The organism is Hydrogenophaga sp. GW823-FHT04C09 (genome assembly GCF_058796355.1).
On record NZ_JBXAIO010000001.1, the window covers coordinates 548,821 to 571,346 of the forward strand.

Here is a 22,526-nt window from a genome sequence, read left to right on the forward strand (position 1 = left end):
ACATTGCGGGCTTCATCCCTGCTCTCAACAACCACACGAGGAAATCACATGCCCAAGGCTTACTGGATGGCCACCTACCGTTCGATCAGCGACCCCGCCGCCCTGGCGGAATACGCCAAGCTGGCCGGCCCTGCCATTCAGGCGGCGGGCGGGCGCTTCCTGGCGCGCGGCATGCCCGCGCAGGTGTACGAAGCGGCGGTCCACCAGCGCGCCGTGCTGATCGAATTCGACAGCGTGGCGCAGGCCACCGGGGCGCACGACAGCCCGCAGTACCAGCTGGCGCTCAAGGCCCTGGGCAATGGCGCGGAGCGCGACATCCGCATCGTGGAAGCGGTCGAATAAAAAGCCCTGAGCCGGTCAGTGCGTGAGTTGACGAACGCAGCTGACCGCAGTGGGAACGCCTTTGAACATCCCGGCGGAACCACCACCGGGGGGCGCGAACGCATGGAACCAGGCGAGGGCCACCGGGCCCACGCTCCATTGCGTGGAACTCCAGCTCGTGGGAAAGCTGACATGGCCGGGCCTGTGCAGCCTCTCCTGCACCGACTCCCCGCTGGTGCATCCGGTGGAAGCGCTGTCGCTGAGCTCGCAGATGGCGGGCAGGTACCAGTCGGCATAGCCATTGATGGTGGCGCGGCAGGCGCCCGCCGCGTAACCCGTCAAGGGAACACCCACATGCTCGGGTGCCGACACGATCCGCTGCGTGTTGCAGGCGCCGTCGAACTTGCCGTTGCAGAAGGGCAGCGGCCCCGCCGAGTTGTCGGTCACGCCGGGGATTTCGAACACGGCGCCGGGCGCGACGTTGTGCTGGCTCCAGTTGTAGAGCGCGGTGCTGTCGCCGGCAATGGCCACCTTGCCGCCGATGCTCGCGCTGGGGGGCGTGGCGTCGTCGAGGGCAAAGACATGACCACCCTGGTAGACGCTGCCGTAGTCAAGCACATGGACCTGAACCGTTGGCGTGTTGGTGTTGCTGCCCCGCACGGCCATGGACACCGGAACCGGCGCCAGGGCACCGGGCGGCGCGCTGGCCACCGCACCGGGCGTGATGGTGATGGTGCACGTGGCGCCGGGTGCCAGCGTGGCGCAGTGGTTGAGGTAGGTGGTGCCCGCCGGGAACACCACCGCCGGATCGACCTCCACCAGCGTCGCGGGGTGGGCACCGGTGTTCACCACGCTGACGCTGCGCGAGGCGCCAGAGACCTTGAGCGCCAGGACGCTGAGGCTCACGCTCAGGGTGGTCGCGGCGGCGGGCGAGGTGAGAACGGGTGGTGGGGGTGGCGGGGGCACGGGCGGCGGGGCTGCCTCGGGAGAGCCTCCGGAACCACCGCCGCAAGCGGTGAGAAGTGCCAACAGATTCAGGACGCAGAATTTCCGATTCGTGATGGCAGACAGCATGGATGGCTAGGGTGATTGGATTTTGTAACTGGCAGTGGACCTTAGCAGTTTCGGTAGTCGTCCTTCGCACGATCAGGCCATGGAAAACCGGCCATTCCGTTGGTATGGCGCCCAATTCAACTTTCGTTTCTTCAAGGCGTTGTCCGGTGGTGCCACCGCCTGATGGGCGCGGTGGCTTGGTGCATCCGGGCGCCTGTGGGAAGATGGGTTAAGCCCCCCTCCCCCCCTCTCTTCACGCGGCCCGCCATGACCCGACCCTCACTGCCTATCGACGACACCACCACCTCCCCGTTGCTGCGCACCGGCGTGCCCGGCCTGGACGACGTGCTCGGTGGCGGATTGACGCCGGGCCGCCTGTACCTGGCCGAGGGTTCGCCGGGTTCGGGCAAGACCACCATCGCGATGCAGTTCCTCATGGAAGGGGTTCGCATGGGTGAGGCCGTGTTGTACGTCACCCTCTCGGAAACCGCCGACGAACTGCAGGGCGTGGCCCGCTCCCACGGCTGGGATCTCAATGGCGTGGAAATCCGCGAGATGCTGCCCGCGCAGGAATCGCTCTCGCCCGAGGAGCAGTACACGGTGTTCCACCCCTCCGAGGTGGAGCTGGGCGAGACGACCATCCGCATCCTGGAGGACGTCAAGCGCATCAACCCTTCCCGGGTGGTGTTCGACTCCCTGTCCGAACTGCGGCTGCTGGCCGGCAATTCGCTGCGGTATCGGCGACAGATCCTGGCGCTCAAGCAGTTCTTCGCGGGGCGCAACTGCACCGTGGTGCTGCTGGACGACATGACCGCCGTGGAACACGACCTGCAGGTGCAGAGCATTTCGCACGCGGTGCTGCGCCTGGAACAGCTCAACCCCGACTACGGCGACGCCCGGCGCCGGCTGGTGGTGCTCAAGTACCGGGGCCAGTCGTTCCGGGGTGGGTACCACGACTACAAGATCACGCGCGGCGGCCTGATCGTCTTTCCCCGGCTGGTGGCGGCCGAACACGTCGAACCCGTGAGCCAGACCAAGATGCCCAGCGGCCTCAAGGAGCTGGACGACCTGCTGGGCGGCGGCATCGAGCGCGGCACCAGCACGCTGCTGGTGGGCGCACCGGGCACCGGCAAGTCCAGCGTGGCGGTGCAGTTCGCCATGGCGGCGGCCGAGCGCGGCGAGTGCACGGCCCTGTTCATCTTCGACGAGAGCATCGCGACCATGCGCACGCGCTCGGAGGGCATGGGTCTGCCGGTGTCCAAACACATGGCGTCGGGCCGCATCCGCGTGCGGCAGATCGATCCGGCCGAACTCTCGCCCGGCGAGTTCGTGCACGAGATCCGGCAGGCGGTCAAAGAACACGGTGCCAGCGTGGTCGTGATCGACAGCCTCAACGGCTACCTCAACGCCATGCCGGACGAGCGTTTCCTCATCGTGCAACTGCACGAGCTGCTCACCTTCCTCGGTCAGGCCGGCGTGGCCACCTTGCTCATCGGCGCGCAGCACGGTTTGATCGGCATGCAGATGCACTCGCCGGTGGACGCGAGCTACCTGGCCGATGCCGTGGTGCTGCTGCGCTACTTCGAGGCCGAGGGCGAGGTGCGGCAGGCGATTTCCGTGATGAAAAAGCGTGGCGGCCAGCACGAGCGCAGCATCCGCAGTTTCAAGATCACTGCAGAGGGGCTGTCCCTCGGCCCGCCCTTGCGCCAGTTCCGCGGCATTCTCACGGGCGTTCCGATTCCCCTGGAAGGCGTGGTCGCACCCGACACGCCCACTGCATGACCGAGGTGTCAACGCGGTCGCACGATGTGCGTGTGCTGCTCAGGATGGTCACGGCGAAGGACGCCGCGATGACCATCCAGCTCCTGGAGCGCGCTGGCATCGCGGCCGAATCCTGCGCGGATGCCGCCGAGTTGGCGAAAGAGATGGCGGTGGGCGCCGGGGCCGTGCTGATCGCGGAGGAGGTCCTGGCCGACCAGGGCTTCGGGCGCGTCATGCTGGCCTTGCGGGCACAGCCCGCCTGGTCCGACATGCCGATCATCGTGCTGGCACGCTCGGGCCTGGATTCGGTGGCGATCACCGAGGCCCTGGAGCAGTTGGCGAACCTCACGGTGCTGGAGCGGCCGATGCGGGTGTCTTCGCTGGTGAGTTCGGTGCGCACGGCGCTGGCCGCGCGCAGGCGGCAGTACCAGCTGAGGACCACGCTGGAAGGCCTGCGCGAGGCGGACCAGCGGAAAACCGAATTCCTGGCCACGCTCGCGCACGAGCTGCGCAACCCCCTGGCGCCGCTGCGCACGTCCTTGAGCATCCTCACGGAAAAGCAACCGGACGAAGCCACCGCCCAGCGCCTCTACGCCATGATGGACCGGCAGGTGACGCACATGGTGCGGCTGATCGACGACCTCATGGAGGTGTCGCGCATCACGCGCGGCAAGATCGAGTTGCGCCTGGCGCCCATCTCGCTGGACCGTGTGGTGCGCGATGCCGCCGAACTCAGCAAACCCCTGCTCGCGGCGGGCCGCCACGAGCTGGAGCTGGACCTGCCCCCGATGCCCTGCACCGTGCAGGGCGACGGCGTGCGACTGACCCAGGTGTTCGCCAACCTGCTCAACAACGCCGCCAAATTCACCCCGCCGCAAGGCCGCATCGTGGTGAGCCTGCGGTCGGACGGGCGCACCGCGCGCGTGCAGGTCCGCGATTCGGGCGTGGGCATTCCGCCGGCCATGCTGGGCTCGGTGTTCGACATGTTCGTGCAGATCAGCGACACGTCCCGCGTGGCGCAGGGCGGCCTGGGCATCGGTCTCACGCTGGTGCGCAGCCTGGTCGAACTGCATGGCGGGCGGGTGACGGCGAGCAGCCCTGGCGTCAACGAGGGGACCACGATGATGGTCGAACTCCCGTTGGTGTCCGATGAAGCACAGCAGGTGACCGCCGATACCCTGGCGGCCCATCGGCGCGCCGGCCAGGGCCACCGCGTCCTGGTGGTGGACGACAACCGCGACGCGGCCGACTCCCTGGCGGAGCTGCTCGGTCTGATGGGCGCGAGCACCTCGGTGGCCTATGGCGTCGACGAGGCTCTGGCCGCGATGGAGGCGTGTCCACCGACCATCGCGTTCGTCGACATCGGCATGCCCGTGCGCGACGGGTACGAGCTGGCTGGCCTGGTGCGCGCGGACAGCGCGCTGGCCGACACGGTGCTGGTCGCGCTCACCGGCTGGGGACAGGCCACGGACCGCGAACGCATCATGGCCGCGGGCTTCGACCACCACCTCATCAAACCTGCGGACCTTGAACAGCTGACCGAGCTGCTGGCCACCCGCCGCTGAAGAGGCGGTCGGGAACGCCGCTTGCCCTGGGGGGGCATGAAACAGCCTGCCTTCACGCCATTTGGCCCTGAGCGTGCCTCCGTGGCCGCCACCGACGCGGACGACGAGCCGGGCGAGCGGCTGCTGGAGGGCAACCAGGCCGACCTCTTCGACCACACCGAAGACGTCCGGGCCGCGCTGATCGGCACGCTGGAGCGCGCGGTGGACCACATCAACCTGGACGCCGCGCTGCTGCACACACCCGGGCTGGGCGCCGACATCATCGGCTGCCTGGGCGAACAATGCCGCAAGGGCGTGCGCGTGCAGGTCATCGCGCACACGCTGGACATGGCGCGCGCGACCGACGAGCTCTCTCGCCTGTGCGAGGCGGGCATCACCCTGAACGAAGACCACCCCCGGCGCGGCTGGCGCGGCTGGCTGGACCGCCGTCTGCGCGCCACGCACCGCCAGCTGGCGGTGGTGGATGGCGAGGTAGCCTGGTGCGGGCCGGGCATCCGCTCCCCGGACCTCTGCAGTTTCGGTCCCCACGTGCGGATGCGCGGGCCGGTGGTGCAGCGCCTGCAGCGGCTCTTTCTGGAGGCCTGGCACGCCTCCAGCTCCGCCGCCCGCCTGCCCCAGGCGAACTACTTTCCGCCCTTGATCGCGGTCGGGCGCGCGCACATGGGTCTGTCGGCCGCGCCCGCCACGGGCGGTGTGCCGCTGCAGGCAGGCCACTCCCTCGTCGAGCAGATCGAGAAAGCGCGCGCCCAGGTGTTCGTGAGCATGGTCGAGCGAGCGCCCTCGCGCCGCCTGATGAAGGCCCTGCTCGCGGCGAGCGCCAGCGGCGTGGGTGTGACCGTCGTGGTGCACCGGCATGCGCTGGGTTGGCGGTGGCAGGAACGCTGCGCCGACCTTCTGAGCGTCGGGGCCCGCGTGTACCGTGTGGACGACAGCTGCCCCTTCCCCTGCCACGCCGTCGTGGATGGCCACTGGTCGAGCCTGGCGGTCGACGGGCCGCGCGCCAAGGTGGGCGAAGGCGCCGAGCTGATCGTGATGGACACCGAGTTCGCCGCGTCGCTGGAAGCGGTCTTCCACCAGGCGACGGGGCACGCGGTGCAACTGCACGAAGCGACCGTGCCCGCTTGAAGGCACGGCGCGGGTACGCGCCTTGCCCCCGCCTTTGCACACCAACGGAAAGGACCGACCATGACCCGACTCGAAGACAGCAAGCGCCCCGCCGCCGTGCGGGCCTCCTCGCGCCAGCCCCAGGGCGACTTTGGCCGGGGCCGCGACCACGCGCCGCTGGGCAGCAGCGACGCCCCCCACCTCGAACAGAACCAGCGCGGCGCCTACCGCGACGCGGAAAAGCCCGAAGAAGACCACGCGCCGGCCGAGGTGCCGTACCGCCCCGCGCCCGACAAGCCAGAGCCGAGCGGCGACTGATGCCCCCTGGCGCAACCCTTTGGAGATTTTCATGAACCCTTGGCGCTCCGCCGTGCTGACAGTGACCCTGGGCGGCGCGCTGCCCGCCCTTCTGCTGGCCCCGTCGATGGTCCACGCGCAGCTGCCACCAGGCGATGGCCCCCTCACCACGACGGTGACGGTGCTCGAGCCCAGCCCGGTGAAGTTCCAGGACGAGCTGCTCTCGCGGCTCACGGTGCCGCCGGGTTTCCGCATCACGGTTTTCGCCAAGGACCTGCAGAACGTGCGCTGGCTCCTGCCCATGCCCAATGGCGATGTGTACGCCAGCCGCCGCGAACAGGGCGACGTGCTGCTGCTGCGCGACAGCAACCGCGATGGCACGGTGGATGAGCGAAAGATCGTCGCGCAGAACCTCAAGGCCGCGCACGGCCTGGCGCTGCGGGGCAACCAGCTCTACATCACCGCCGACAAGAAGGTGCTGGTGGCCGACATCCAGCCCGACGGCTCGCTCTCGACCCCGCGCGTGCTCATCGACGACCTGCCCGACGCGGGCCAGCACCCGAACCGCACGCTGGCCTTCGGGCCGGACGGCATGCTCTACATCACCGTGGGCTCCACCTGCAACGACTGCCGCGACGCCAACCCGGAAAACGCCACACTGCTGCGCGCCCTGCCCGATGGCAGCGCGCGCGCCGTGTACGCGAGCGGCCTGCGCAACACCATCGGCTTCGGCTGGCACCCGGGCAGCGGCCTGCTTTACGGCTTCGACCACGGCTCGGACTACCACGGCGACGACACGCCGCCCGAGGAGCTCAACCAGCTGCGGGCCAACAAGCACTACGGCTGGCCGTACTGCTACGGCACCCGCCAACCCGACCCCCAGGTGTTCAACGATCCGCCGGGCACCACCAAGGCCGACTTCTGCCCGGGCACCGAAGCCCCCGTGCTCACCTACACGGCGCACGCCGCCCCGATCGGCTTCGCGTTCTACACCGGCAGCCAGTTCCCGGCGGAGTTCCGCAACGACGCCTTCGTCGCGTTTCGCGGTTCGTGGAACCGCGCCCAGCCCAGCGGCTACCGCGTCGCGCGCGTGCGCTTCGACGCGGCCGGGCACGCCACCGCGGTGCAGGACTTCGCCACCGGCTGGCTCATGGACACGCCGCCGCCCAGCTTCACGCAAGTGGGCCCGAACGCGCCGCCTTCCGAGCAGAACCGGGCCAGGCGCCCGGCGCAGTTCGGCCGGCTGGCCGGGCTGGCCATGGCGGCCGACGGCTCGCTGCTGGTGGCGGAAGACCAGAACGGGGTGATCTACCGCATCACCCACACCGGCCGTTGAACCCTTTGAAGGATCCCTCCATGCCACGCCATTTGTCTTCCTGTGTGTCGCTCGCCGCCGTCCTTGTGCTGGGCGCCGTGGCGGGCTGCAGGACCACCCCCTCGCCCGCCGATCCGGGCGGGCCCACGCAGAGCGGGCCTGAGCGCCAACCCGCCGTGGCCCAGCTGGTCACGGCCTCGGGCCAGTCAGCGGGCCGGGCCGAGCTCGTGCAGACACCCGCCGGGGTGGAGATCGCCATCACCGTGCAGGGCCTCACACCCGGCCTGCATGGTTTCCACATCCACGCCCACGGCGCCTGCGCCCCGGGACCGGACCCGGCCACAGGCCAGACCGTGGCCTTCGGCGCGGCGGGCGGCCATTTCGACCCTGGCCAGTCGCACAACCATGGGCAGCCGGGGCAACCCGCGCACCAGGCGCACGCCGGTGAACTGCCCAACATCACCGTGGGCGCGGACGGCACGGGATCGCTGCGTTACCTGAACCCCAACGTCACCCTCTCGCGCGGGCCCGACTCGGCGTTCGGCCGCGCGCTGGTGGTGCACCAGAACCCCGACGACCACGCCACCGACCCGGCCGGCAACTCCGGCGCGCGCGTGTTGTGCGGCGTGATCCAGGCGGCCCGGCCCAGTGCCGCGACCGCTCGCACCACCTTCGATGGCGCGAGCGTGTTTCCCGAAGGCATCGCCATCGATCAGCGCACGGGCGATGCCTACGTGGGCTCGACCAACGACGGCAACATCTGGCGCCTGCCAGCGGGCGCGAACAAGGCGGAGCTGTTCCAGGCCGGTGGCGCCGTGGGGCGGCAGGCGGCGTTCGGCATGAAGGTGGACGTGGCCGGGCGCCTGTGGGTGGCGGGCGGGCCGCAGGGCAACGTGGCGGTGATCGACCTCAACACCGGCATGACCGTGGTCAACCTCAAGAGCCCGAAGGACTCGCACACCTTCCTCAACGACCTGGTGCTCGCGCCCGACAACCATGTCTATGTGACCGACTCGTTCCGCCCCGTGCTGTTCCGCGCCCGGCAGGTGATGGACGGGCCGCCCCTGCTCGACCCCTGGCTGGACCTCTCCACCACGCCCATCCGCTACCAGCCCAACCAGATCAACCTCAACGGCATCGTCGCCTCGCCCGATGGCCGCTGGCTGATGGTGGTGCAGCTGATCACGGGACAGCTCTGGCGCATCGACATCGCCTCCAAGGCGGTCACGCCGGTGGCGGTGGACGGCGGCGACCTGCGCTACGGCGACGGCCTGGCGCTGCGGGGGGCGAATGAACTCTACGTGGTGCGCAACCAGGCCAACGAGGTCGCCCGGCTCACCCTCAGCGACGACTGGAGCCGCGCGCGCGTGACGCAGCGCATCGCCGAGCCTGGCTTCAACTTCCCCACCACCGCCGCCGTGGGCCCGCGCGGGCTGATGGTGGTGAACGCGCAGCTGGACAAGGTGAAGCAGCCGCCGCCGTTGCTGCCGTTCGACGTCCTGACGATCGGGTGGCCCTGACCCAGCGGGTTCCGGTTGCTCGCGCCCGCGCGGCGGACGCGGCGCTGCTCGCGTGGTTCGCTGCCCAGGGTTGGTCCCCCGCCCCCTTCCAGCGGCAGGTGTGGCGCCATTGGCAGCGCGGAGAGTCGGGCCTGCTCGTCACGCCCACCGGCAGCGGCAAGACCTTGGCGGCGCTGGGCGGCGCCTTGCTCGACGGCCTGCGCGAGGCGGCCCCCGCGTCCCCCACCTCGCGCCTGCGCCTGCTCTGGGTGACGCCGCTGCGCGCGCTGGCCACCGACACCACCCAGGCCCTGAGCGCGCCACTGGAAGCCCTGGGCCTGCCCTGGACGGTGGCCAAGCGCACGGGCGACGCCAGCTCGCGCGACCGGCGCCTGGCCCGCCAGGGCCTGGCCGAGGTGCTGGTGATCACGCCCGAGTCGCTGGCCCTGATGCTGTCCTATCCCGAGACGGCGGCCCTGCTCGCGGGGCTGCGGGGCGTGATCGTGGACGAGTGGCACGAGCTGCTGGGCAACAAGCGCGGCGTGCTGCTGCAACTCACGCTGGCGCGCATCCGCGCGCTGGCGCCCACGGCCGTGACCTGGGGCCTCTCGGCCACGCTGGGCAACCTGGACGAGGCGCGCGACGTGCTGCTGCCGCACCGGCCCGGCGCGCCGGTGGTGCGCGGCGCGCGGCGCCGGGGCCTGGTGCTCCAGACGCTGCTGCCCGAGCACGGCGAGCGCTTCGCCTGGGCCGGCCACCTGGGCCTGTCGCAGCTGGAGCGGGTGATGCAGCTGATTGCCGGCGCGCGCAGCGCCATTCTGTTCACCAACACGCGCGCGCAGGCCGAGCTGTGGCACCGCGCGCTGTCGTCGATCTGGCTGGAAGCGCCGGGCACCCTGGCCCTGCACCACGGCTCGCTGGACACGGCACTGCGCCTGGCCGCCGAGCAGGGCTTGCGCGACGGCAGCGTGCGTTGCGTGGTGGCCACCTCCAGCCTGGACCTGGGCGTGGACTTTCCCGCCGTGGAGCTGGTGATGCAGGTGGGCAGCCCCAAGGGCCTGGCGCGCCTGCTGCAGCGCGCCGGCCGCGCCAACCACCGGCCCGGCGAGGCCGGCGTGGTCCACGGCGTGCCCACGCACGCGCTGGAACTGGCCGAGTTCGCCGCCGCACGCAAAGCCATCGCGGCCGGGGAGATCGAGGCCCGGCGGCCGCCACGCCTGTCGCTGGACGTGCTGTCGCAGCACTGCGTGACGCTGGCGCTGGGCGGCGGCTTCGAGCCGGACGCGCTGCTCGCCGAGGTGCGCGGCACACACGCCTTCGCCGCCTTGAGCGACACGCAATGGGCCGGCGTGCTGCGCTTCATCGAACGCGGCGGCCAGGCGCTGGAGAACTACCCCGACTTCCACCGCGCCGTGCGCGGCGACGACGGCGTGTACCGCGTGACGGACCGGCGCGTGGCGCTGCGCCACCGGCTCTCCATCGGCACCATCACGGCCGACGGCGCGGTGGCGGTGCGCTTTCTGCGCGGCGCCTCGCTGGGTTCGGTGGAGGAGAGCTTCATCAGCCGGCTGCGCCCGCGCGACCGTTTCCAGTTCGCCGGCCGCACGCTGGAGCTGGTGGCGGTGGACCAGATGACGGCCTATGTGCGCAAGGCCAAGGGCCTGAGCGCCGCCGTGCCGCGCTGGCAGGGTGGGCGCATGCCGCTGTCCACCGAACTGGGCGCGGCCATGGAGGCGGTGCTCGACGGCCCGCGCGACAGCCCGGAACTGCGCGCCCTGGCCCCCTTGCTGGACCTGCAGGCGCGCGTCTCGGCCCTGCCCACGCCGCGGACCCTGTTGGTGGAGACGGTGCGCACGCGCGGGCGCGCGTCGCTGTTCGTCTACCCCTTCGCCGGGCGCACCGTGCACGAAGGCATGGCCGCGCTGTTTGCCCTGCGCTGGGGGCGCCTGGCGCCCAACACCTTCCTGTACGCGGTCAACGACTACGGCTTCGTGCTCAACGCCTCGCAGCCCGCGCCGGTGGACCCGGACCTCATCGCCCGGCTGCTCGCACCGGCGGATCTGCTGGACGACCTGCACGAAGGCCTGAACCTCACCGAGATGGCGCGCCGCCAGTTCCGCGAGATCGCGCGCGTGGCCGGCATGCTGGTGCCTTCGCTGCCCGGCGGCGCGCAGCGCAGCGCGCGGCAGCTGCAGGCTTCCAGCGGCCTGCTGTTCGACGTGCTCCAGCGCTACGACCCCGATCACCTGCTGCTGGCCCAGGCGGTGCGCGAGGTGTTCGAGGCGCAGATGGACGTGCAGGCCCTCACGGCCGCGTTCAAGCGCTGCGCGGCGCGCACGATCGACCTGCGCCAGCCCCGCACGCTGACCCCGCTGTCGTTTCCGCTGTGGGCGGAGACGGTGCGCGGCGAGCTGAGCACGGAAGACTGGTCGGCCCGGGTGCGGCGCGCGGCCGAGCAACTGCAGGCGCGCCATGGCTGAGGCCATCGACCTGGTGCTGGCCGGCGAGCCCGTTCGCCTGTTCGCCGACCGCGCGCTGTACTGGCCGGCGCGGCGGCGCCTGCTGGTGGCCGACGTGCACCTGGGCAAGGACGACGCGTTCCGCGCCGCCGGCATCGCCCTGCCCACCGGCGGCACGCGCCACGACCTGGAGCGACTGACGGCGCTCATCGAACGCAGCGGCGCGGATTCGCTGTGGGTGCTGGGCGACCTGCTGCATGGCCCGCGCGTGGATGCGCGCTGGCGCGAGGAATGGGCGCGCTTTCGCGCTCGCCACGCGGGCGTGCGCATGCTGCTGGTGGAGGGCAACCACGACCGCGCGGCGGCGCGCGCGGGGCTGGACATCGAGCACCGCCGCGAGCCCGTGGACGAAGGCCCCTTCGGCTTCGCGCACGCGCCGCGCCCCGCACCCGAAACCACCGGTGCCCGGTTCGTCGTCTGCGGCCATGTGCACCCGGTGGTGAGCGTGCCGGGCTTCCGGGGCCGTTTTCCGGCCTTCGCCCTGACGGAACGGCAGCTGGTGCTGCCCGCCTTCTCCCTCTTCACCGGCGGCTGGCTGGTGCGGGAGGCGCAGGCGCGCTTCGCCTGCATGGGTCCGCAGCTGCTGGACATGGGGCCCACACCCACCGGGAATCGGTAAAAACGTCGGTCAGATTCACCAGGGGGCGGCGGTTTTTCCCTCCACCGGGTGCCGATATCCGTTTTCCGCATATCGCTGCTCGATAAGGATCGTTCCCTGCGCGCGATGGGCTGCCTAGCATGGGCGGACCATGATTCTTGTAGAGCTTCCCCCCGTGCGGCAGGACTTTCACATCCAGCCCCTGAGCGACGCGCTCGGCGCCGAGGTGCTGGGCCTGGACCTCGCCGCGCCCCTGTCCGACGAGGACTTCGCCCGCCTGCACCGCGCCCACCTCAGGCACCACGTGCTGGTGTTCCGCGACCAGCGCATCACCCCCGCGCAACAGGTCGCCTTCAGCGCGCGCTGGGGCCCGCTGCAGCGCCATGTGCTGCACCAGTTCGCCCACCCCGAACAGCCCGAGGTGCTGATCGTCAGCAACATCGTGGAGAACGGCAAACCCATCGGCCTGGGCGATGCGGGTGTGTTCTGGCACTCGGACCTGTCGTACAAGGAGCGGCCCAGCCTGGGCTCCTTCCTGCACGCGCAGGAACTGCCCGCCGAGGGCGGTGACACCCTGTTCGCCAACCAGCACCTGGCCTGGGACGAACTGCCCGAGCGGCTGCGCGGCGCGGTGCAGGGCGAGCGCGCCGAGCACAGCTACCTCAAGGTGTACGCCGAGCTGCAACGCCGCAGCCCCTGGCGGCCCAACCTCTCGCCCGAGCAGATCGCCGCCGTGCCCACCGTGAGCCACCCCATCGTGCGCACGCACCCGGAAACCGGCCGCCAGGCGCTGTTCGTCAGCGAACACTTCACCACCCGCGTGGTCGGCCTGCCCGACGACGAAAGTGAGGCGCTGCTGCAGGCCCTGTACGCCCACAGCACGCAGGAGCGCTACATCTACCGCCACCGCTGGCTGCCAGGCGACATGGTGTTCTGGGACAACCGCTCGGTGCTGCACCTGGCCGCGGGTTGCCCGCCCGACCAGCGCCGCCGCCTGTTCCGCACCACGATCGAAGGCCACGTGCCGTTCTAGAAGGAAACACCATGAAAAAACACACGTTCATCCACGGCCTGCTGGCCGCCGCGCTGACCGCTGGCGCGTCGCTCGCGGCCCACGCCGAAGGCCAGATCCGCATCGCCCAGCAGTTCGGCGTGGTCTACCTGCTGCTCAACGTGGCGGAAGAACAGAAACTGATCGAGAAACACGGCAAGGCCGCCGGGCTGGACGTGAAGGTGGAATTCGTGCGCCTCTCGGGCGGCAGCGCGGTGAACGACGCGCTGCTCTCGGGCCAGATCGACATCGCCGGCGCGGGCGTGGGCCCGCTGCTGACCATCTGGGACCGCACCAAGGACAAGCAGAACGTGCGCGGCGTCGCCTCGCTGGGCAACTTCCCGTATTACCTGGTGAGCAACAACCCGGCCGTGAAGACGATTGCCGACTTCAGCGACAAGGACCGCATCGCCCTGCCCGCCGTGGGCGTGTCGGTGCAGTCGCGCGTGCTGCAGCTGGCCTCGGCCCAGCGCTGGGGCAACGACCAGTACAACAAGCTCGACAAGCTGCAGGTGGCCGTGCCCCACCCGGACGCGACGGCCGCGATCATCAAGGGCGGCACCGAGATCACGGCGCACTTCGGCAACCCGCCGTTCCAGAACCAGGCGCTGGCCGGCAACCCGAACGCGCGCATCGTGCTCAACAGCTACGACGTGCTCGGCGGCCCCTCGTCGGCCACGGTGCTGTACGCGACCGAGAAATTCCGCAACGACAACCCCAAGACCTACCGCGCCTTCACCGCCGCGCTGCAGGAAGCCGCGCAGTACATCACCGCCAACCCCGAGGGCGCGGCCGACATCTACCTGCGCACCGGCCAGGGCGCGATCGACCGCCAGCTGCTGCTCTCCATCATCAAGAACCCCGAAGTGCAGTTCAAGCTCGCGCCACAGAACACCTTCAAGCTCGCGACCTTCATGCACGGCATCGGCGCGATCAAGAACAAGCCCGCCTCGGCGAAGGACTACTTCTTCGACGACGCCCACAGCGCGGCCGCGAACTGACATGAACCCGGCCCACGTGCTGCAGCGCCACGCCATCGGCACGCCGATGCAGGACCTGCTGCGCGCCACGCGCGAGCAGGAGGGCGGCGCGGTGTTCGGCCCCGAGAAAGTGCCCACGGCCGCCCTGCCCCGGCCGCTGCTGGACTTCGATGGCGTCTCGCTGGAGTACGCGACCGACCAGCAGGTGGTGCGCGCCACGCACCGCGTGAGCCTGTCGGTGTTCGAGGCCGAGCGCTATGTGCTGCTCGGGCCTTCGGGCTGCGGCAAGAGCACGCTGCTGAAGGCGGCGGCCGGTTTCATCGCACCGCGCGAGGGCCAGATCCGGCTCGACGGCCAGGCCATCACCGGCCCGGGGCCGGACCGCATCGTGGTGTTCCAGGAATTCGACCAGTTGCCGCCCTGGAAGACGGTGCTGGGCAATGTGATGTTCCCGCTGCGCGCCACCGGGCGCCTGGCCCGCGCCGAGGCGCTGGAGCGCGCGCACGCGGTGCTCGAACAGGTGGGCCTGGCCGATTTCGCGAACGCCTACCCGCACCAGCTCTCGGGCGGCATGAAGCAGCGCGTGGCGATCGCCCGCGCCCTGGCCATGCAGCCGCGCGTGCTGCTGATGGACGAGCCCTTCGCCTCGCTGGACGCCCTCACGCGCCGGCGCATGCAGGAAGAGCTGCTCGCGCTGTGGGAGACGGTGCGCTTCACGCTGCTGTTCGTCACGCACTCCATTGAAGAAGCCCTGGTGGTGGGCAGCCGCATCGGTGTGCTCTCGCCGCACCCGGGCCGCCTGCGCGCCGAGATCCAGGCGCACGAATTCGGCCTGGGCAGCAGCGGCGGCCCCGCCTTCCAGGCCGCCACCCAACGCATCCACGGCCTGCTGTTCGGGCCCGAGACCCTCCACCCATGAGCCTGGCCGACGCCCTGCCCCCGATCCGGCCCGAGGCCGAATACCCGCTGCCCGCGCTGGGCGACACCCCGGCCGAGCGCCCCCTGCCCTGGCAGCGCCGCGTGTGGCAGCAGGCCTGGGTGCGAAAAACCCTGATCCTGCTCGCGCTGGCACTGCTGTGGGAAGTGCTCGCGCGCTGGCAGGACAACGACCTGCTGCTGCCCACCTTCGCGCAGACCGCGCGCGCCTTCGCCGAGGGCCTGGCGGGCGGCGAGCTGCTGCTGCGCGCCCGCGCTTCCTTGGCCGTGCTGCTGCAGGGCTACCTGCTCGGCATCGTGGCTGCCTTCGTGCTCACCACGCTGGCCGTGTCCACCCAGATCGGGCGCGACCTGCTGGCCACGCTCACCTCCATGTTCAACCCGCTGCCGGCGATCGCGCTGCTGCCGCTGGCGCTGCTCTGGTTCGGTCTGGGCAACGGCAGCCTCGTGTTCGTGCTGGTGCATTCGGTGCTGTGGCCGCTGGCCCTGGCCACCTTCGCGGGCTTCCAGGCCGTGCCCGAGACCCTGCGCATGGCCGGGCGCAACTACGGGCTGCGCGGTGTGCGCTACGTGCTGCTGATCCTGGTGCCCTCGGCCCTGCCGGCCATCCTCTCGGGCCTGAAGATCGGCTGGGCTTTCGCCTGGCGCACCCTGATCGCCGCCGAGCTGGTGTTCGGCGTGTCCTCCGGCAAGGGCGGCCTGGGCTGGTACATCTTCCAGAACCGCAACGAGCTCTACACCGACAAGGTGTTCGCCGGCCTGGTGATGGTGATCCTCATCGGCCTGCTGGTGGAGAACGTGGTGTTCCAGACGGTCGAAAAACTCACCATCCGCCGCTGGGGTGTGGCGCGATGAGCGCGCCGCGCCGCATCACCATCGTCGGCGGTGGTTTCTCGGGCGTGAGCGCGGCCGTGCAGCTGGTGCGCCACAGCCCGGTGCCGCTGGCGGTCACGCTGATCGAATCGCGCGACCGCGTCGGCCCCGGCCTGGCCTATGCCACGCACGACCCCGACCACCGCCTCAACGGACCGACCTGGGTGCACGCGGTCGACCCCGTCGACGGCGAGCACTTCACGCGCTGGTGCGAAACGCACGGCGTGTTCGAGGCCGACCCGCAGGCCGTGCAGGCCAATGGCACGGCCTTCGTGCGCCGCGCGGTGCTGGGCGCCTACCTCGAAGCCATGGTGCGCGGCCACGCCAGCTGGGCGGCCACGGGCTCGACCATCCGCACCCTGCAGGACCGCGCCGTGCACGCCTGGGAGGCCGACGGCGAGGTCACCACCGTCACCGAACACGGGCAGACGCTGACGGCCGACCTGCTGGTGCTCGCCACCGGCAACGCCGAGCCGCGCCTGCAGGCCCCGCTGGACCCGGCGCTGGCGCAACACCCAGGCGTGATCGAGAACCCGCTGGTGACCGCTCGGCTGCTGGGCATTCCGCGCGAGGCGCGCGTGCTCATCATCGGCAGCGGCCTGACCTCGCTGGACGTGGTCTCCACGCTGCAGCGGCAAGGCCACGCGGGTGGCGTCACGGTGGTTTCGCGCCGGGGCCTGCGCCCACGCGCGCAACCGCTGGCCAGCGGCGTGGTGGCCCACCCGGTCGGGCGCCAGAACCTGGACCGCCTGCTCGGCCCCGCGCCCGCTTTCCTCACCGAGGTGAAGCCCGAGCTGCGCACCTGGATCAAGACCCTGCGCGCGCGCATCCGCGACAGCGTGGCGCGCGGCGAGAACTGGAATGTGCCCTTCGACGAGCTGCGCGACGCCGTGTGGCAGCTCTGGCCCACGCTGCCGCCGGCGCAGCAGCGCCGCTTCCTGCGCAGCGTGCGCCCCTGGTACGACGTGCACCGCTTCCGTTCGCCACCGCAGACGGAAGCCATCCACCGCGAAGCCCTGGCCGCCGGCCGGGTGGTGCACCTGGCGGCGCGGCTGCGCTCGCTGGCGGTACAGGCGGGCACGCACCGCATCGACGCCGTGCTGCAGCCCTCGGGCGGCGGCGCGCCGCGCACCGAGGCCTTCGACGTGGTGGTGAACTGCACCGGGCTGGACGCCACCGGGCGCACCGCCGGCAACCCCCTGCTGCAGGCCCTGGTGTCGCACGGCACGCTGCGCGCCGACGCCTGCGGCATCGGCTACGCGGTGGATCCGAACTGCCGCGTGATCGACAGCGAAGGCGAAGCGCTGTCGCGCATCCGACTGATCGGCCCGCCCACGCTGGGCACCTTCGGCGACCCGGGCGGGGCCATGTTCATCGCGGCGCAGATCCACCGCATGCTGCCGGACGTGTTCGGGACGCTTCAGCGCCCGGCCTTGTCGACCGCCTTCTTGAGCAGCTCGTATTCCGCGCAGGGCTTGGCGGTGCAGAGCAATTCCAGGTAACGCAGGTTCTTGCGCGCGCCGGCCACGTCGCCCAGCGCCAGGAACAGCTCGCCCTGGTACTCCAGCGCGGGCCGGTGCTCGGGGTCGTACAGCAGGGCTTCGCGGTACCAGCGCCCCGCTTCCTCGTAGCGCTTGAGCTGGCGCAGGCTGTAGCCGAGCAGGTTGTAGACCTCGGCGTGCTGCACGGTCTCGCTCAGCGCCGTGAGCCGCTGCACTGCCTTCGTGTACTCGCCGGCGTACACCAGCGCGCGCACGGCGGAGAGGTCGGGCAGGTCGGACGACGGCGGAGCGCCCGCCGCGCCCAGCGCCAGCGGCGCGGCCGCCAGGGCGGCGGTGATGAGCCACCGCCTCATTCAGACCTCCGCCAGTTGCGCGGCCGCGTGCGGCACCACCTCGCCCATGGCCACCAGGATCTCGCGCTTGAGCGCCGCGAACGCCGGGCTCACGCGGTCGCGCGGGCCGGGTGGCAGGTCCACCTTCACCTGTTTGACGATGCGGCCGGGGTTGGCGTTCATCACGATCACGGTGTCGCTCAGGAAGATGGCCTCGTCCACGTCGTGCGTCACCAGGATCATGGTCACGCCCTCGGCGCGCCAGATGCGCAGCAGCTCTTCCTGCAGTCGCACGCGCGTGAGCGCGTCCAGCGCGCCCAGGGGTTCGTCGAGCAGCAGGATCTCGGGCTGGCCGACCAGGCCGCGCGCGATCGCGCCGCGCTGCGCCATGCCGCCCGAGAGCTCGTGCGGGTAGGCCTTCTCGAAGCCCTGCAGGCCCACCAGATCGATGTGCGACTGGATGGTGCGGCGCTGCTGCTCGGGCGGGAGCGTGGAATTGGTCAGCGCCAGGCCGATGTTCTGCTCCAGCGTCATCCAGGGCAGCAGGCGGTGGTCCTGGAACACGATGCCGCGCGAGAGGCTGGTGCCGGCGATCCGCTCGCCGTGCAGCAGGATGTCGCCCTCGTAGTCCCTGTCCAGACCGAGGATGAGCCGCAGCAGCGTGGACTTGCCGCAGCCGCTGGGGCCGACCAGCGTCACGAAGGCGCCGGGCTCGACGTCGAAGCTGGCGTTGACCAGCGCGTCCAGGCGCGGGCGGCCTGGCACGGCATAGCTTTTGGAGACGGCCTTGACTTCAAGGCGACCGGGTTCTGCCATGGTGTTTATCCTTCAAAGCCTTGTTTCCAGCGCAGCACGCGGCGCTGCAGCAGGTACATGGTGCGGTCGATGCCGAAGCCCACCAGGCCGATGATCACCATGCAGACCAGCAGCTGGTCGGTGAGCAGCAGGCCCTGCGCGCGAAAGATCAGGAAGCCCAGGCCTTCGAGGCCGCTCAGGCCTTCGGCCACCACCACCAGCGCCCAGGCCAGGCCGGCCGCGTAGCGCAGCGAGACCATGATGGTCGGCGTGGCGGCGGGCAGGATGATCTTGCGCACCAGCTGCCAGCGGGTGAGCGTCATCACCTCGGCCAGCTCGATGTAGCTCTTGTCCACGCTGCGGATGCCCTGCAGCGTGTTGAGAAAGACCGGGAAGAACACGGTCTTGGCGATCACCAGGATCTTGGCCGGCGCGCCCAGGCCCAGCCACAGCACGATCAGCGGAAACCAGGCGATGCCGGGGATGTGGCGGATGGTGTCGAAGGTGGGCGAGAGGAATTGTTCGAAGCGCTTGGAGAGGCCCGCGCCGACGCCCAGCACCACGGCGGCGAAGGCGCCGTACAGGAAACCCTGCGCGACGAGGGACAGGCTGACGGCGAAGTCCCAGAGCAGCTTCTGCTCCGTCAGCATCTTGAAGAAGGCCTCCACCACCTTGATGGGGGCGGGCAGGAAGACCGGGTCGATCCATTCCAGGCTGGCCGCCGTCTGCCACAGCAGCAGCACCCCGGCCGGCAGCAGGAAGCCGATCGCGCGGCTGGGCGCCAGCCATTGCTGGAGCTTCGTCGCGAAGGACGAAGCTTCCGACGCTGGCGCCGTGGAGGGAAGGGTTTGCGTCAGCGTGTTCATGGCGCACTCAGTGGTAGATCGAGTGCGAGCCGCCGGCGAAGAAGCGGCCGTCCACGAAGGCGTCCACCTGCGCGTCGGTCAGGCGGCGTTCGCTCAGGATGTCGTCGCCCTGCTTCACGTACCAGTCGATGAAGGTCTTGATGGAGTTGCGCGCGCGCTGGGCATTGGGCTCGCCGGCCATGAACTCCCATTGGCCCAGGTGGGTGATCTGGAACTTGGCCACTTCCACCGGCACGCGGGTTTCGCGCGAGACGATCTTGGCGGCCTCGTCCACGTTGTCCAGCGTCCAGGCCATGGCGCGTTCGCGCGAGGCCAGGAAGGCTTTGACCGCGTCGGGGTACTTGTTGACGAACTCGCGCTTGGCGAAGTAGGTCACGCGGCCGGCGTGGTTCACGTACACGCCGTCGTCCGGCACGTGGCCGATCACCTTGAGCTTGCCCGAGAGCCAGGCGCCGGTGGCGTTGCCCGCGGCCAGGTGGGTGGTGGTGGCATCGAGCGCGCCGGAGATCACCGCGGAGATCGCCACGGTGGGGTTGTCGATCGATTCGTAGCGCACGCGGCCCTTGGTCTGGCGCGTGTCCAGCGGCAGGCCCACCGAGTTCAAGGCCTCGGTGGGGGCGGACCAGTAGCAGCTGATGCGGCTGCTGCCGAACTTCTTGCCGTCCAGATCGGCCAGCGTGTTCACCGACTTGTTCGACACGGCGGCGAGCACCGGCGCGCGGTAGCGGTTGGAGGTCTCGGAGGCCCAGATGATCACGCCGTCCAGGCCGTTGGCGCGGTGCACCGTGGCCGGGTAGATCATGCGCTGCGCGATCGAGATCGCGCCCTTGCTGAGGGCGCCCGTTTCGGCGCCCACCAGCTCCGCACCGCCCGAGGCGATGAGGTTGACTTCCTTGGTGCCCACCTTGCTGAACTCTTCCTTGAAGATGCCCTTCTCGCGGGCGATCACCGTCCACGGTGTGAGCTGCAGGTTGATCGCCGGCAGCACCTCGGCGGCGGCGGTGCCGGCCTGGCCGATCAGGCCCAGGGCCAGGGCGGCGGCGCTGCTCAGGGCGCGCAAGCGGTTGCGGGGGCTTCTGTGTTTCGTCACGACGGTCATGAGGTTCTCCAAGGTTCGTCTGTCAGGTGGTGTGAATGACGCGCCGATTCTTGGGGCGCGGCGCGCGCCGGCCAACGAAGGAAAACGGACACCGATATGCGGCCGCAAATGGCGCAGATGCTTATGCGCATTTCGAGCCACACGAACGCGGGGGCGCGCCCAGAATGCCCTTCCCATGAGTTCCCTCGACGCTTCCCCCGAACGCCCGCTGCGCCCGCTGGCCTGGCTCACCGCGCTGGGCATCGGCGCGCTGTGCGCGGCGGTGTTCATGGCGATCGAATCGCGCGCCGCCGCGGCCGCGCCCTTGCCGCTGAAGCAGCTGCGCATCGGCGTGGCGCCCACCACCCTGCCCGTGAGCACCGGCGAGCGCGACTACACCAACGCCGGCTTCGAGGCGGTCTACGCGCAGGAACTGGCGCGGCACCTGGGCGTGGACGCGCTCATCGTGCCGCTGCCGCCCGGCGCGCAGGCGCAGGCCTTGCGCCAGGGCGACGTGGACCTGGTGCTGACGCGCGCCGACGAGGCGCGCCAGAAGGAAGACGGTCTGCGCGTGCTGGCCACGGGCTACCAGTCGGGCCTGAGCGTTTCGATGCGCTCGGACACCGACGTGCGCGCCTGGACCGACTTGGCCGGGCGCGTGGTGTGCGTGACGGCCGACAATCCGCGCGCCCACGCGCAGGCGGCGCGCATCCAGGGACAACTCAAGGTCTTCGACGCGCCGGCCCAGGCCCTGGTGCAGGTGCGCACCGGCGAGTGCGCGGCGGCCATCCTCGACGGCTCGCAGCTGGAGCCGCTGCTGGCGCAGAAGGAATGGCGCAAGTTCTCCGCCACCCTGCCCGCCACGCGCGACAGCGCGCTGCAAGCCTGGCTGGCCGAGGGCCGCGACGAGCTGGCCGCGCCCATCCGCGCCGCGGTGCAGGAGATCGGCTCGACGGCCGCCTGGGCGCAGCGGCGCCAGAAGTGGGCGGCCAACGTCGCGTTCGAGGTCTATTTCGACCAGACGGGGCCGGACTGCCATTGAGCCGGCGGTGGCTCACGGCGCTGGCGATCGCGCTCGGCCTGAGCGGCCCGGCGGTGGCGGGCGATCCGCTGCGCGCCTTGTACGAGAAACCGGCCAGCCAATGGCCCGCACCCTGGGTCGATGAAGGCGTGGCCTTCGTGGAGCTGGGGGCCTTGCCGCCACCGCCCGCGCCACCCAACCACCTCGTGCAGCTGGGCCAGCGCCTGTTCTTCGACGCCCGCCTCTCCGCGAGCGGCCACGTGGCCTGCGCCAGCTGCCACCGGCCCGACCAGGGCTGGACCGTGCGCACGCCCACGGCCACCGGTGTGAGGGGCGCGCCGGGCCGGCGCAACCCGCCCGGCCTGCAGGACGTGGCCACGCGGGCGCACTGGGCCTGGGACGGCGCGGCCCGCTCGCTCGCGGAACAATCGCTGCGGCCCCTGACCGACCCGCGCGAGATGGCCAACGCCTCTCTCCACGCAGTCGGCCGGCGCATGGCCCTGTCACCCGCCCGGATCGGCGAGGCCCTCGCGGCCTTCCAGCACACGCTGCACGAACGCAGCCGCTTCGACCGCTTCGCGCAGGGCGAACACCGCGCGCTGACCGACCTGGAACTCCAGGGCCTGCACCTGTTCCGCACCAGCGCGCGCTGCGCCAACTGCCACTTCGGCCCCAACCTGAGCGACGGCCGCTTCCACAACCTCGGCATCGCCTTCTTCGGCGAGCCTTCGCAGGACCTCGGCCGCTTCGAGGTGACGCGGCGGTGCGAGGACGTGGGCCGCTTTCGCACCGCCAGCCTGCGCGGGGTCTCGCGCACCGCGCCCTACATGCACCACGGCCTGTTCGATTCGCTGCAAGGCGTGTTGAACCTCTATGCTCGCGGCGGCGGCAACCCGCGCAATGGCCGCGCGGGCGTGGCGGCCGACCCGCTGTACGCCTGCGCGCAGCGCCGCTCGCCCCACCTGAAGCCGCTGCCGCTGAGCGCGGCGGACATCGCCGCGCTGCAGGCCTTTCTGCGGACCCTGTGACCCCGGCATTGGACCGGTTTCCTGAACAATGC

The 22,526-nt window shown here is 70.7% G+C and carries 21 protein-coding genes; 16 read left to right on the plus strand and 5 right to left on the minus strand.

Features of this window, described 5'->3' with window-relative positions; translation table 11 throughout:
* The first annotated feature begins 48 nt into the window (after positions 1–48).
* Complete coding sequence (locus AC1Q9M_RS02450) at positions 49–342, plus strand: DUF1330 domain-containing protein (protein WP_382158686.1); 294 nt, start codon at positions 49–51, stop codon at positions 340–342.
* Between the two features lie 15 nt (positions 343–357).
* On the opposite strand, the gene AC1Q9M_RS02455 is transcribed toward AC1Q9M_RS02450, so the two are convergent.
* The gene (locus tag AC1Q9M_RS02455; protein ID WP_382324226.1) at positions 358–1,227 is read right to left on the minus strand and encodes a hypothetical protein; all 870 of its coding nucleotides are present in this window, start codon (positions 1,225–1,227) and stop codon (positions 358–360) included.
* 414 nt (positions 1,228–1,641) lie between these two features.
* On the opposite strand from AC1Q9M_RS02455, the gene AC1Q9M_RS02460 reads away from it, so the two are divergent.
* The 13 genes from AC1Q9M_RS02460 (at position 1,642) to AC1Q9M_RS02520 (ending at position 17,374) form a co-directional block, all read left to right on the plus strand.
* On the plus strand, positions 1,642–3,156 hold the full coding sequence (locus AC1Q9M_RS02460; protein ID WP_492432238.1) for an ATPase domain-containing protein: 1,515 nt from the start codon (positions 1,642–1,644) through the stop codon (positions 3,154–3,156).
* Positions 3,153–4,700, plus strand: a complete 1,548-nt coding sequence (locus tag AC1Q9M_RS02465) for an ATP-binding response regulator (protein WP_492432240.1) — start codon at positions 3,153–3,155, stop codon at positions 4,698–4,700. Before AC1Q9M_RS02460 ends, AC1Q9M_RS02465 begins: the two co-directional genes overlap by 4 nt.
* Positions 4,701–4,781: 81 nt before the next feature.
* Positions 4,782–5,825 carry a phospholipase D-like domain-containing protein gene (locus AC1Q9M_RS02470; protein WP_492432242.1) on the plus strand — a complete coding sequence of 348 codons (1,044 nt, stop codon included), beginning with the start codon at positions 4,782–4,784 and terminating at the stop codon, positions 5,823–5,825.
* A gap of 60 nt (positions 5,826–5,885) precedes the next feature.
* On the plus strand, positions 5,886–6,122 hold the full coding sequence (locus AC1Q9M_RS02475) for a hypothetical protein (protein ID WP_382324217.1): 237 nt from the start codon (positions 5,886–5,888) through the stop codon (positions 6,120–6,122).
* 31 nt (positions 6,123–6,153) lie between these two features.
* A complete protein-coding gene (locus AC1Q9M_RS02480; protein WP_492432244.1) occupies positions 6,154–7,437 on the plus strand; it encodes a PQQ-dependent sugar dehydrogenase in 1,284 nt (427 codons plus the stop codon).
* A gap of 20 nt (positions 7,438–7,457) precedes the next feature.
* Complete coding sequence (locus AC1Q9M_RS02485) at positions 7,458–8,936, plus strand: superoxide dismutase family protein (RefSeq protein ID WP_492432246.1); 1,479 nt, start codon at positions 7,458–7,460, stop codon at positions 8,934–8,936.
* The gene (locus AC1Q9M_RS02490) at positions 8,927–11,395 is read left to right on the plus strand and encodes a ligase-associated DNA damage response DEXH box helicase (RefSeq protein ID WP_492432248.1); all 2,469 of its coding nucleotides are present in this window, start codon (positions 8,927–8,929) and stop codon (positions 11,393–11,395) included. Before AC1Q9M_RS02485 ends, AC1Q9M_RS02490 begins: the two co-directional genes overlap by 10 nt.
* Complete coding sequence (gene pdeM / locus AC1Q9M_RS02495) at positions 11,388–12,053, plus strand: ligase-associated DNA damage response endonuclease PdeM (RefSeq protein WP_492432250.1); 666 nt, start codon at positions 11,388–11,390, stop codon at positions 12,051–12,053. The genes AC1Q9M_RS02490 and pdeM overlap by 8 nt, the downstream gene beginning before the upstream one ends.
* A gap of 130 nt (positions 12,054–12,183) precedes the next feature.
* Positions 12,184–13,065 carry a TauD/TfdA dioxygenase family protein gene (locus tag AC1Q9M_RS02500; RefSeq protein ID WP_382324207.1) on the plus strand — a complete coding sequence of 294 codons (882 nt, stop codon included), beginning with the start codon at positions 12,184–12,186 and terminating at the stop codon, positions 13,063–13,065.
* Positions 13,066–13,076: 11 nt separating this feature from the next.
* A complete protein-coding gene (locus tag AC1Q9M_RS02505) occupies positions 13,077–14,084 on the plus strand; it encodes an ABC transporter substrate-binding protein (protein WP_492432252.1) in 1,008 nt (335 codons plus the stop codon).
* Between the two features lies 1 nt (position 14,085).
* On the plus strand, positions 14,086–14,982 hold the full coding sequence (locus AC1Q9M_RS02510; protein ID WP_492432254.1) for an ABC transporter ATP-binding protein: 897 nt from the start codon (positions 14,086–14,088) through the stop codon (positions 14,980–14,982).
* Positions 14,979–15,854: an ABC transporter permease gene (locus AC1Q9M_RS02515; RefSeq protein ID WP_444686325.1), complete on the plus strand. Its 876-nt coding sequence runs from the start codon at positions 14,979–14,981 to the stop codon at positions 15,852–15,854. The genes AC1Q9M_RS02510 and AC1Q9M_RS02515 overlap by 4 nt, the downstream gene beginning before the upstream one ends.
* Positions 15,851–17,374: an FAD/NAD(P)-binding protein gene (locus tag AC1Q9M_RS02520; RefSeq protein WP_492432256.1), complete on the plus strand. Its 1,524-nt coding sequence runs from the start codon at positions 15,851–15,853 to the stop codon at positions 17,372–17,374. Before AC1Q9M_RS02515 ends, AC1Q9M_RS02520 begins: the two co-directional genes overlap by 4 nt.
* On the opposite strand, the gene AC1Q9M_RS02525 is transcribed toward AC1Q9M_RS02520, so the two are convergent.
* The 4 genes from AC1Q9M_RS02525 to AC1Q9M_RS02540 are packed head-to-tail and all read right to left on the minus strand — an operon-like array spanning position 17,293 to position 20,466.
* Complete coding sequence (locus AC1Q9M_RS02525; RefSeq protein WP_444686323.1) at positions 17,293–17,727, minus strand: tetratricopeptide repeat protein; 435 nt, start codon at positions 17,725–17,727, stop codon at positions 17,293–17,295. The genes AC1Q9M_RS02520 and AC1Q9M_RS02525 overlap by 82 nt on opposite strands.
* On the minus strand, positions 17,728–18,522 hold the full coding sequence (locus tag AC1Q9M_RS02530; RefSeq protein ID WP_492432259.1) for an ABC transporter ATP-binding protein: 795 nt from the start codon (positions 18,520–18,522) through the stop codon (positions 17,728–17,730).
* Positions 18,523–18,527: 5 nt separating this feature from the next.
* Positions 18,528–19,367, minus strand: coding sequence for an ABC transporter permease (locus AC1Q9M_RS02535; RefSeq protein WP_492432261.1), 840 nt, complete (start codon positions 19,365–19,367; stop codon positions 18,528–18,530).
* A 7-nt stretch (positions 19,368–19,374) separates the two neighbouring features.
* Positions 19,375–20,466, minus strand: a complete 1,092-nt coding sequence (locus AC1Q9M_RS02540; RefSeq protein ID WP_382324195.1) for an ABC transporter substrate-binding protein — start codon at positions 20,464–20,466, stop codon at positions 19,375–19,377.
* A gap of 175 nt (positions 20,467–20,641) precedes the next feature.
* On the opposite strand from AC1Q9M_RS02540, the gene AC1Q9M_RS02545 reads away from it, so the two are divergent.
* Together AC1Q9M_RS02545 and AC1Q9M_RS02550 are read left to right on the plus strand one after the other, a co-directional pair.
* On the plus strand, positions 20,642–21,487 hold the full coding sequence (locus tag AC1Q9M_RS02545) for an amino acid ABC transporter substrate-binding protein (protein WP_444686321.1): 846 nt from the start codon (positions 20,642–20,644) through the stop codon (positions 21,485–21,487).
* Entirely contained in the window at positions 21,484–22,494 is a 1,011-nt protein-coding gene (locus tag AC1Q9M_RS02550; RefSeq protein WP_492432264.1) for a cytochrome-c peroxidase, read from the plus strand. The genes AC1Q9M_RS02545 and AC1Q9M_RS02550 overlap by 4 nt, the downstream gene beginning before the upstream one ends.
* Positions 22,495–22,526 lie beyond the last annotated feature (32 nt).

What these genes read in the sequence shown, in the direction of transcription:
- AC1Q9M_RS02545 (WP_444686321.1), top strand. Translation starts at nt 20,642, where the DNA reads ATGAGTTCCCTCGACGCTTCCCCCGAACGCCCGCTGCGCCCGCTGGCC.
- AC1Q9M_RS02450 (WP_382158686.1), top strand. Translation starts at nt 49, where the DNA reads ATGCCCAAGGCTTACTGGATGGCCACCTACCGTTCGATCAGCGACCCC.
- pdeM (WP_492432250.1), top strand. Translation starts at nt 11,388, where the DNA reads ATGGCTGAGGCCATCGACCTGGTGCTGGCCGGCGAGCCCGTTCGCCTG.
- AC1Q9M_RS02530 (WP_492432259.1), bottom strand. Translation starts at nt 18,522, where the DNA reads ATGGCAGAACCCGGTCGCCTTGAAGTCAAGGCCGTCTCCAAAAGCTAT.
- AC1Q9M_RS02465 (WP_492432240.1), top strand. Translation starts at nt 3,153, where the DNA reads ATGACCGAGGTGTCAACGCGGTCGCACGATGTGCGTGTGCTGCTCAGG.
- AC1Q9M_RS02500 (WP_382324207.1), top strand. Translation starts at nt 12,184, where the DNA reads ATGATTCTTGTAGAGCTTCCCCCCGTGCGGCAGGACTTTCACATCCAG.
- AC1Q9M_RS02505 (WP_492432252.1), top strand. Translation starts at nt 13,077, where the DNA reads ATGAAAAAACACACGTTCATCCACGGCCTGCTGGCCGCCGCGCTGACC.
- AC1Q9M_RS02525 (WP_444686323.1), bottom strand. Translation starts at nt 17,727, where the DNA reads ATGAGGCGGTGGCTCATCACCGCCGCCCTGGCGGCCGCGCCGCTGGCG.
- AC1Q9M_RS02510 (WP_492432254.1), top strand. Translation starts at nt 14,086, where the DNA reads ATGAACCCGGCCCACGTGCTGCAGCGCCACGCCATCGGCACGCCGATG.
- AC1Q9M_RS02540 (WP_382324195.1), bottom strand. Translation starts at nt 20,466, where the DNA reads ATGACCGTCGTGACGAAACACAGAAGCCCCCGCAACCGCTTGCGCGCC.
- AC1Q9M_RS02515 (WP_444686325.1), top strand. Translation starts at nt 14,979, where the DNA reads ATGAGCCTGGCCGACGCCCTGCCCCCGATCCGGCCCGAGGCCGAATAC.
- AC1Q9M_RS02520 (WP_492432256.1), top strand. Translation starts at nt 15,851, where the DNA reads ATGAGCGCGCCGCGCCGCATCACCATCGTCGGCGGTGGTTTCTCGGGC.
- AC1Q9M_RS02485 (WP_492432246.1), top strand. Translation starts at nt 7,458, where the DNA reads ATGCCACGCCATTTGTCTTCCTGTGTGTCGCTCGCCGCCGTCCTTGTG.
- AC1Q9M_RS02535 (WP_492432261.1), bottom strand. Translation starts at nt 19,367, where the DNA reads ATGAACACGCTGACGCAAACCCTTCCCTCCACGGCGCCAGCGTCGGAA.
- AC1Q9M_RS02460 (WP_492432238.1), top strand. Translation starts at nt 1,642, where the DNA reads ATGACCCGACCCTCACTGCCTATCGACGACACCACCACCTCCCCGTTG.
- AC1Q9M_RS02480 (WP_492432244.1), top strand. Translation starts at nt 6,154, where the DNA reads ATGAACCCTTGGCGCTCCGCCGTGCTGACAGTGACCCTGGGCGGCGCG.
- AC1Q9M_RS02475 (WP_382324217.1), top strand. Translation starts at nt 5,886, where the DNA reads ATGACCCGACTCGAAGACAGCAAGCGCCCCGCCGCCGTGCGGGCCTCC.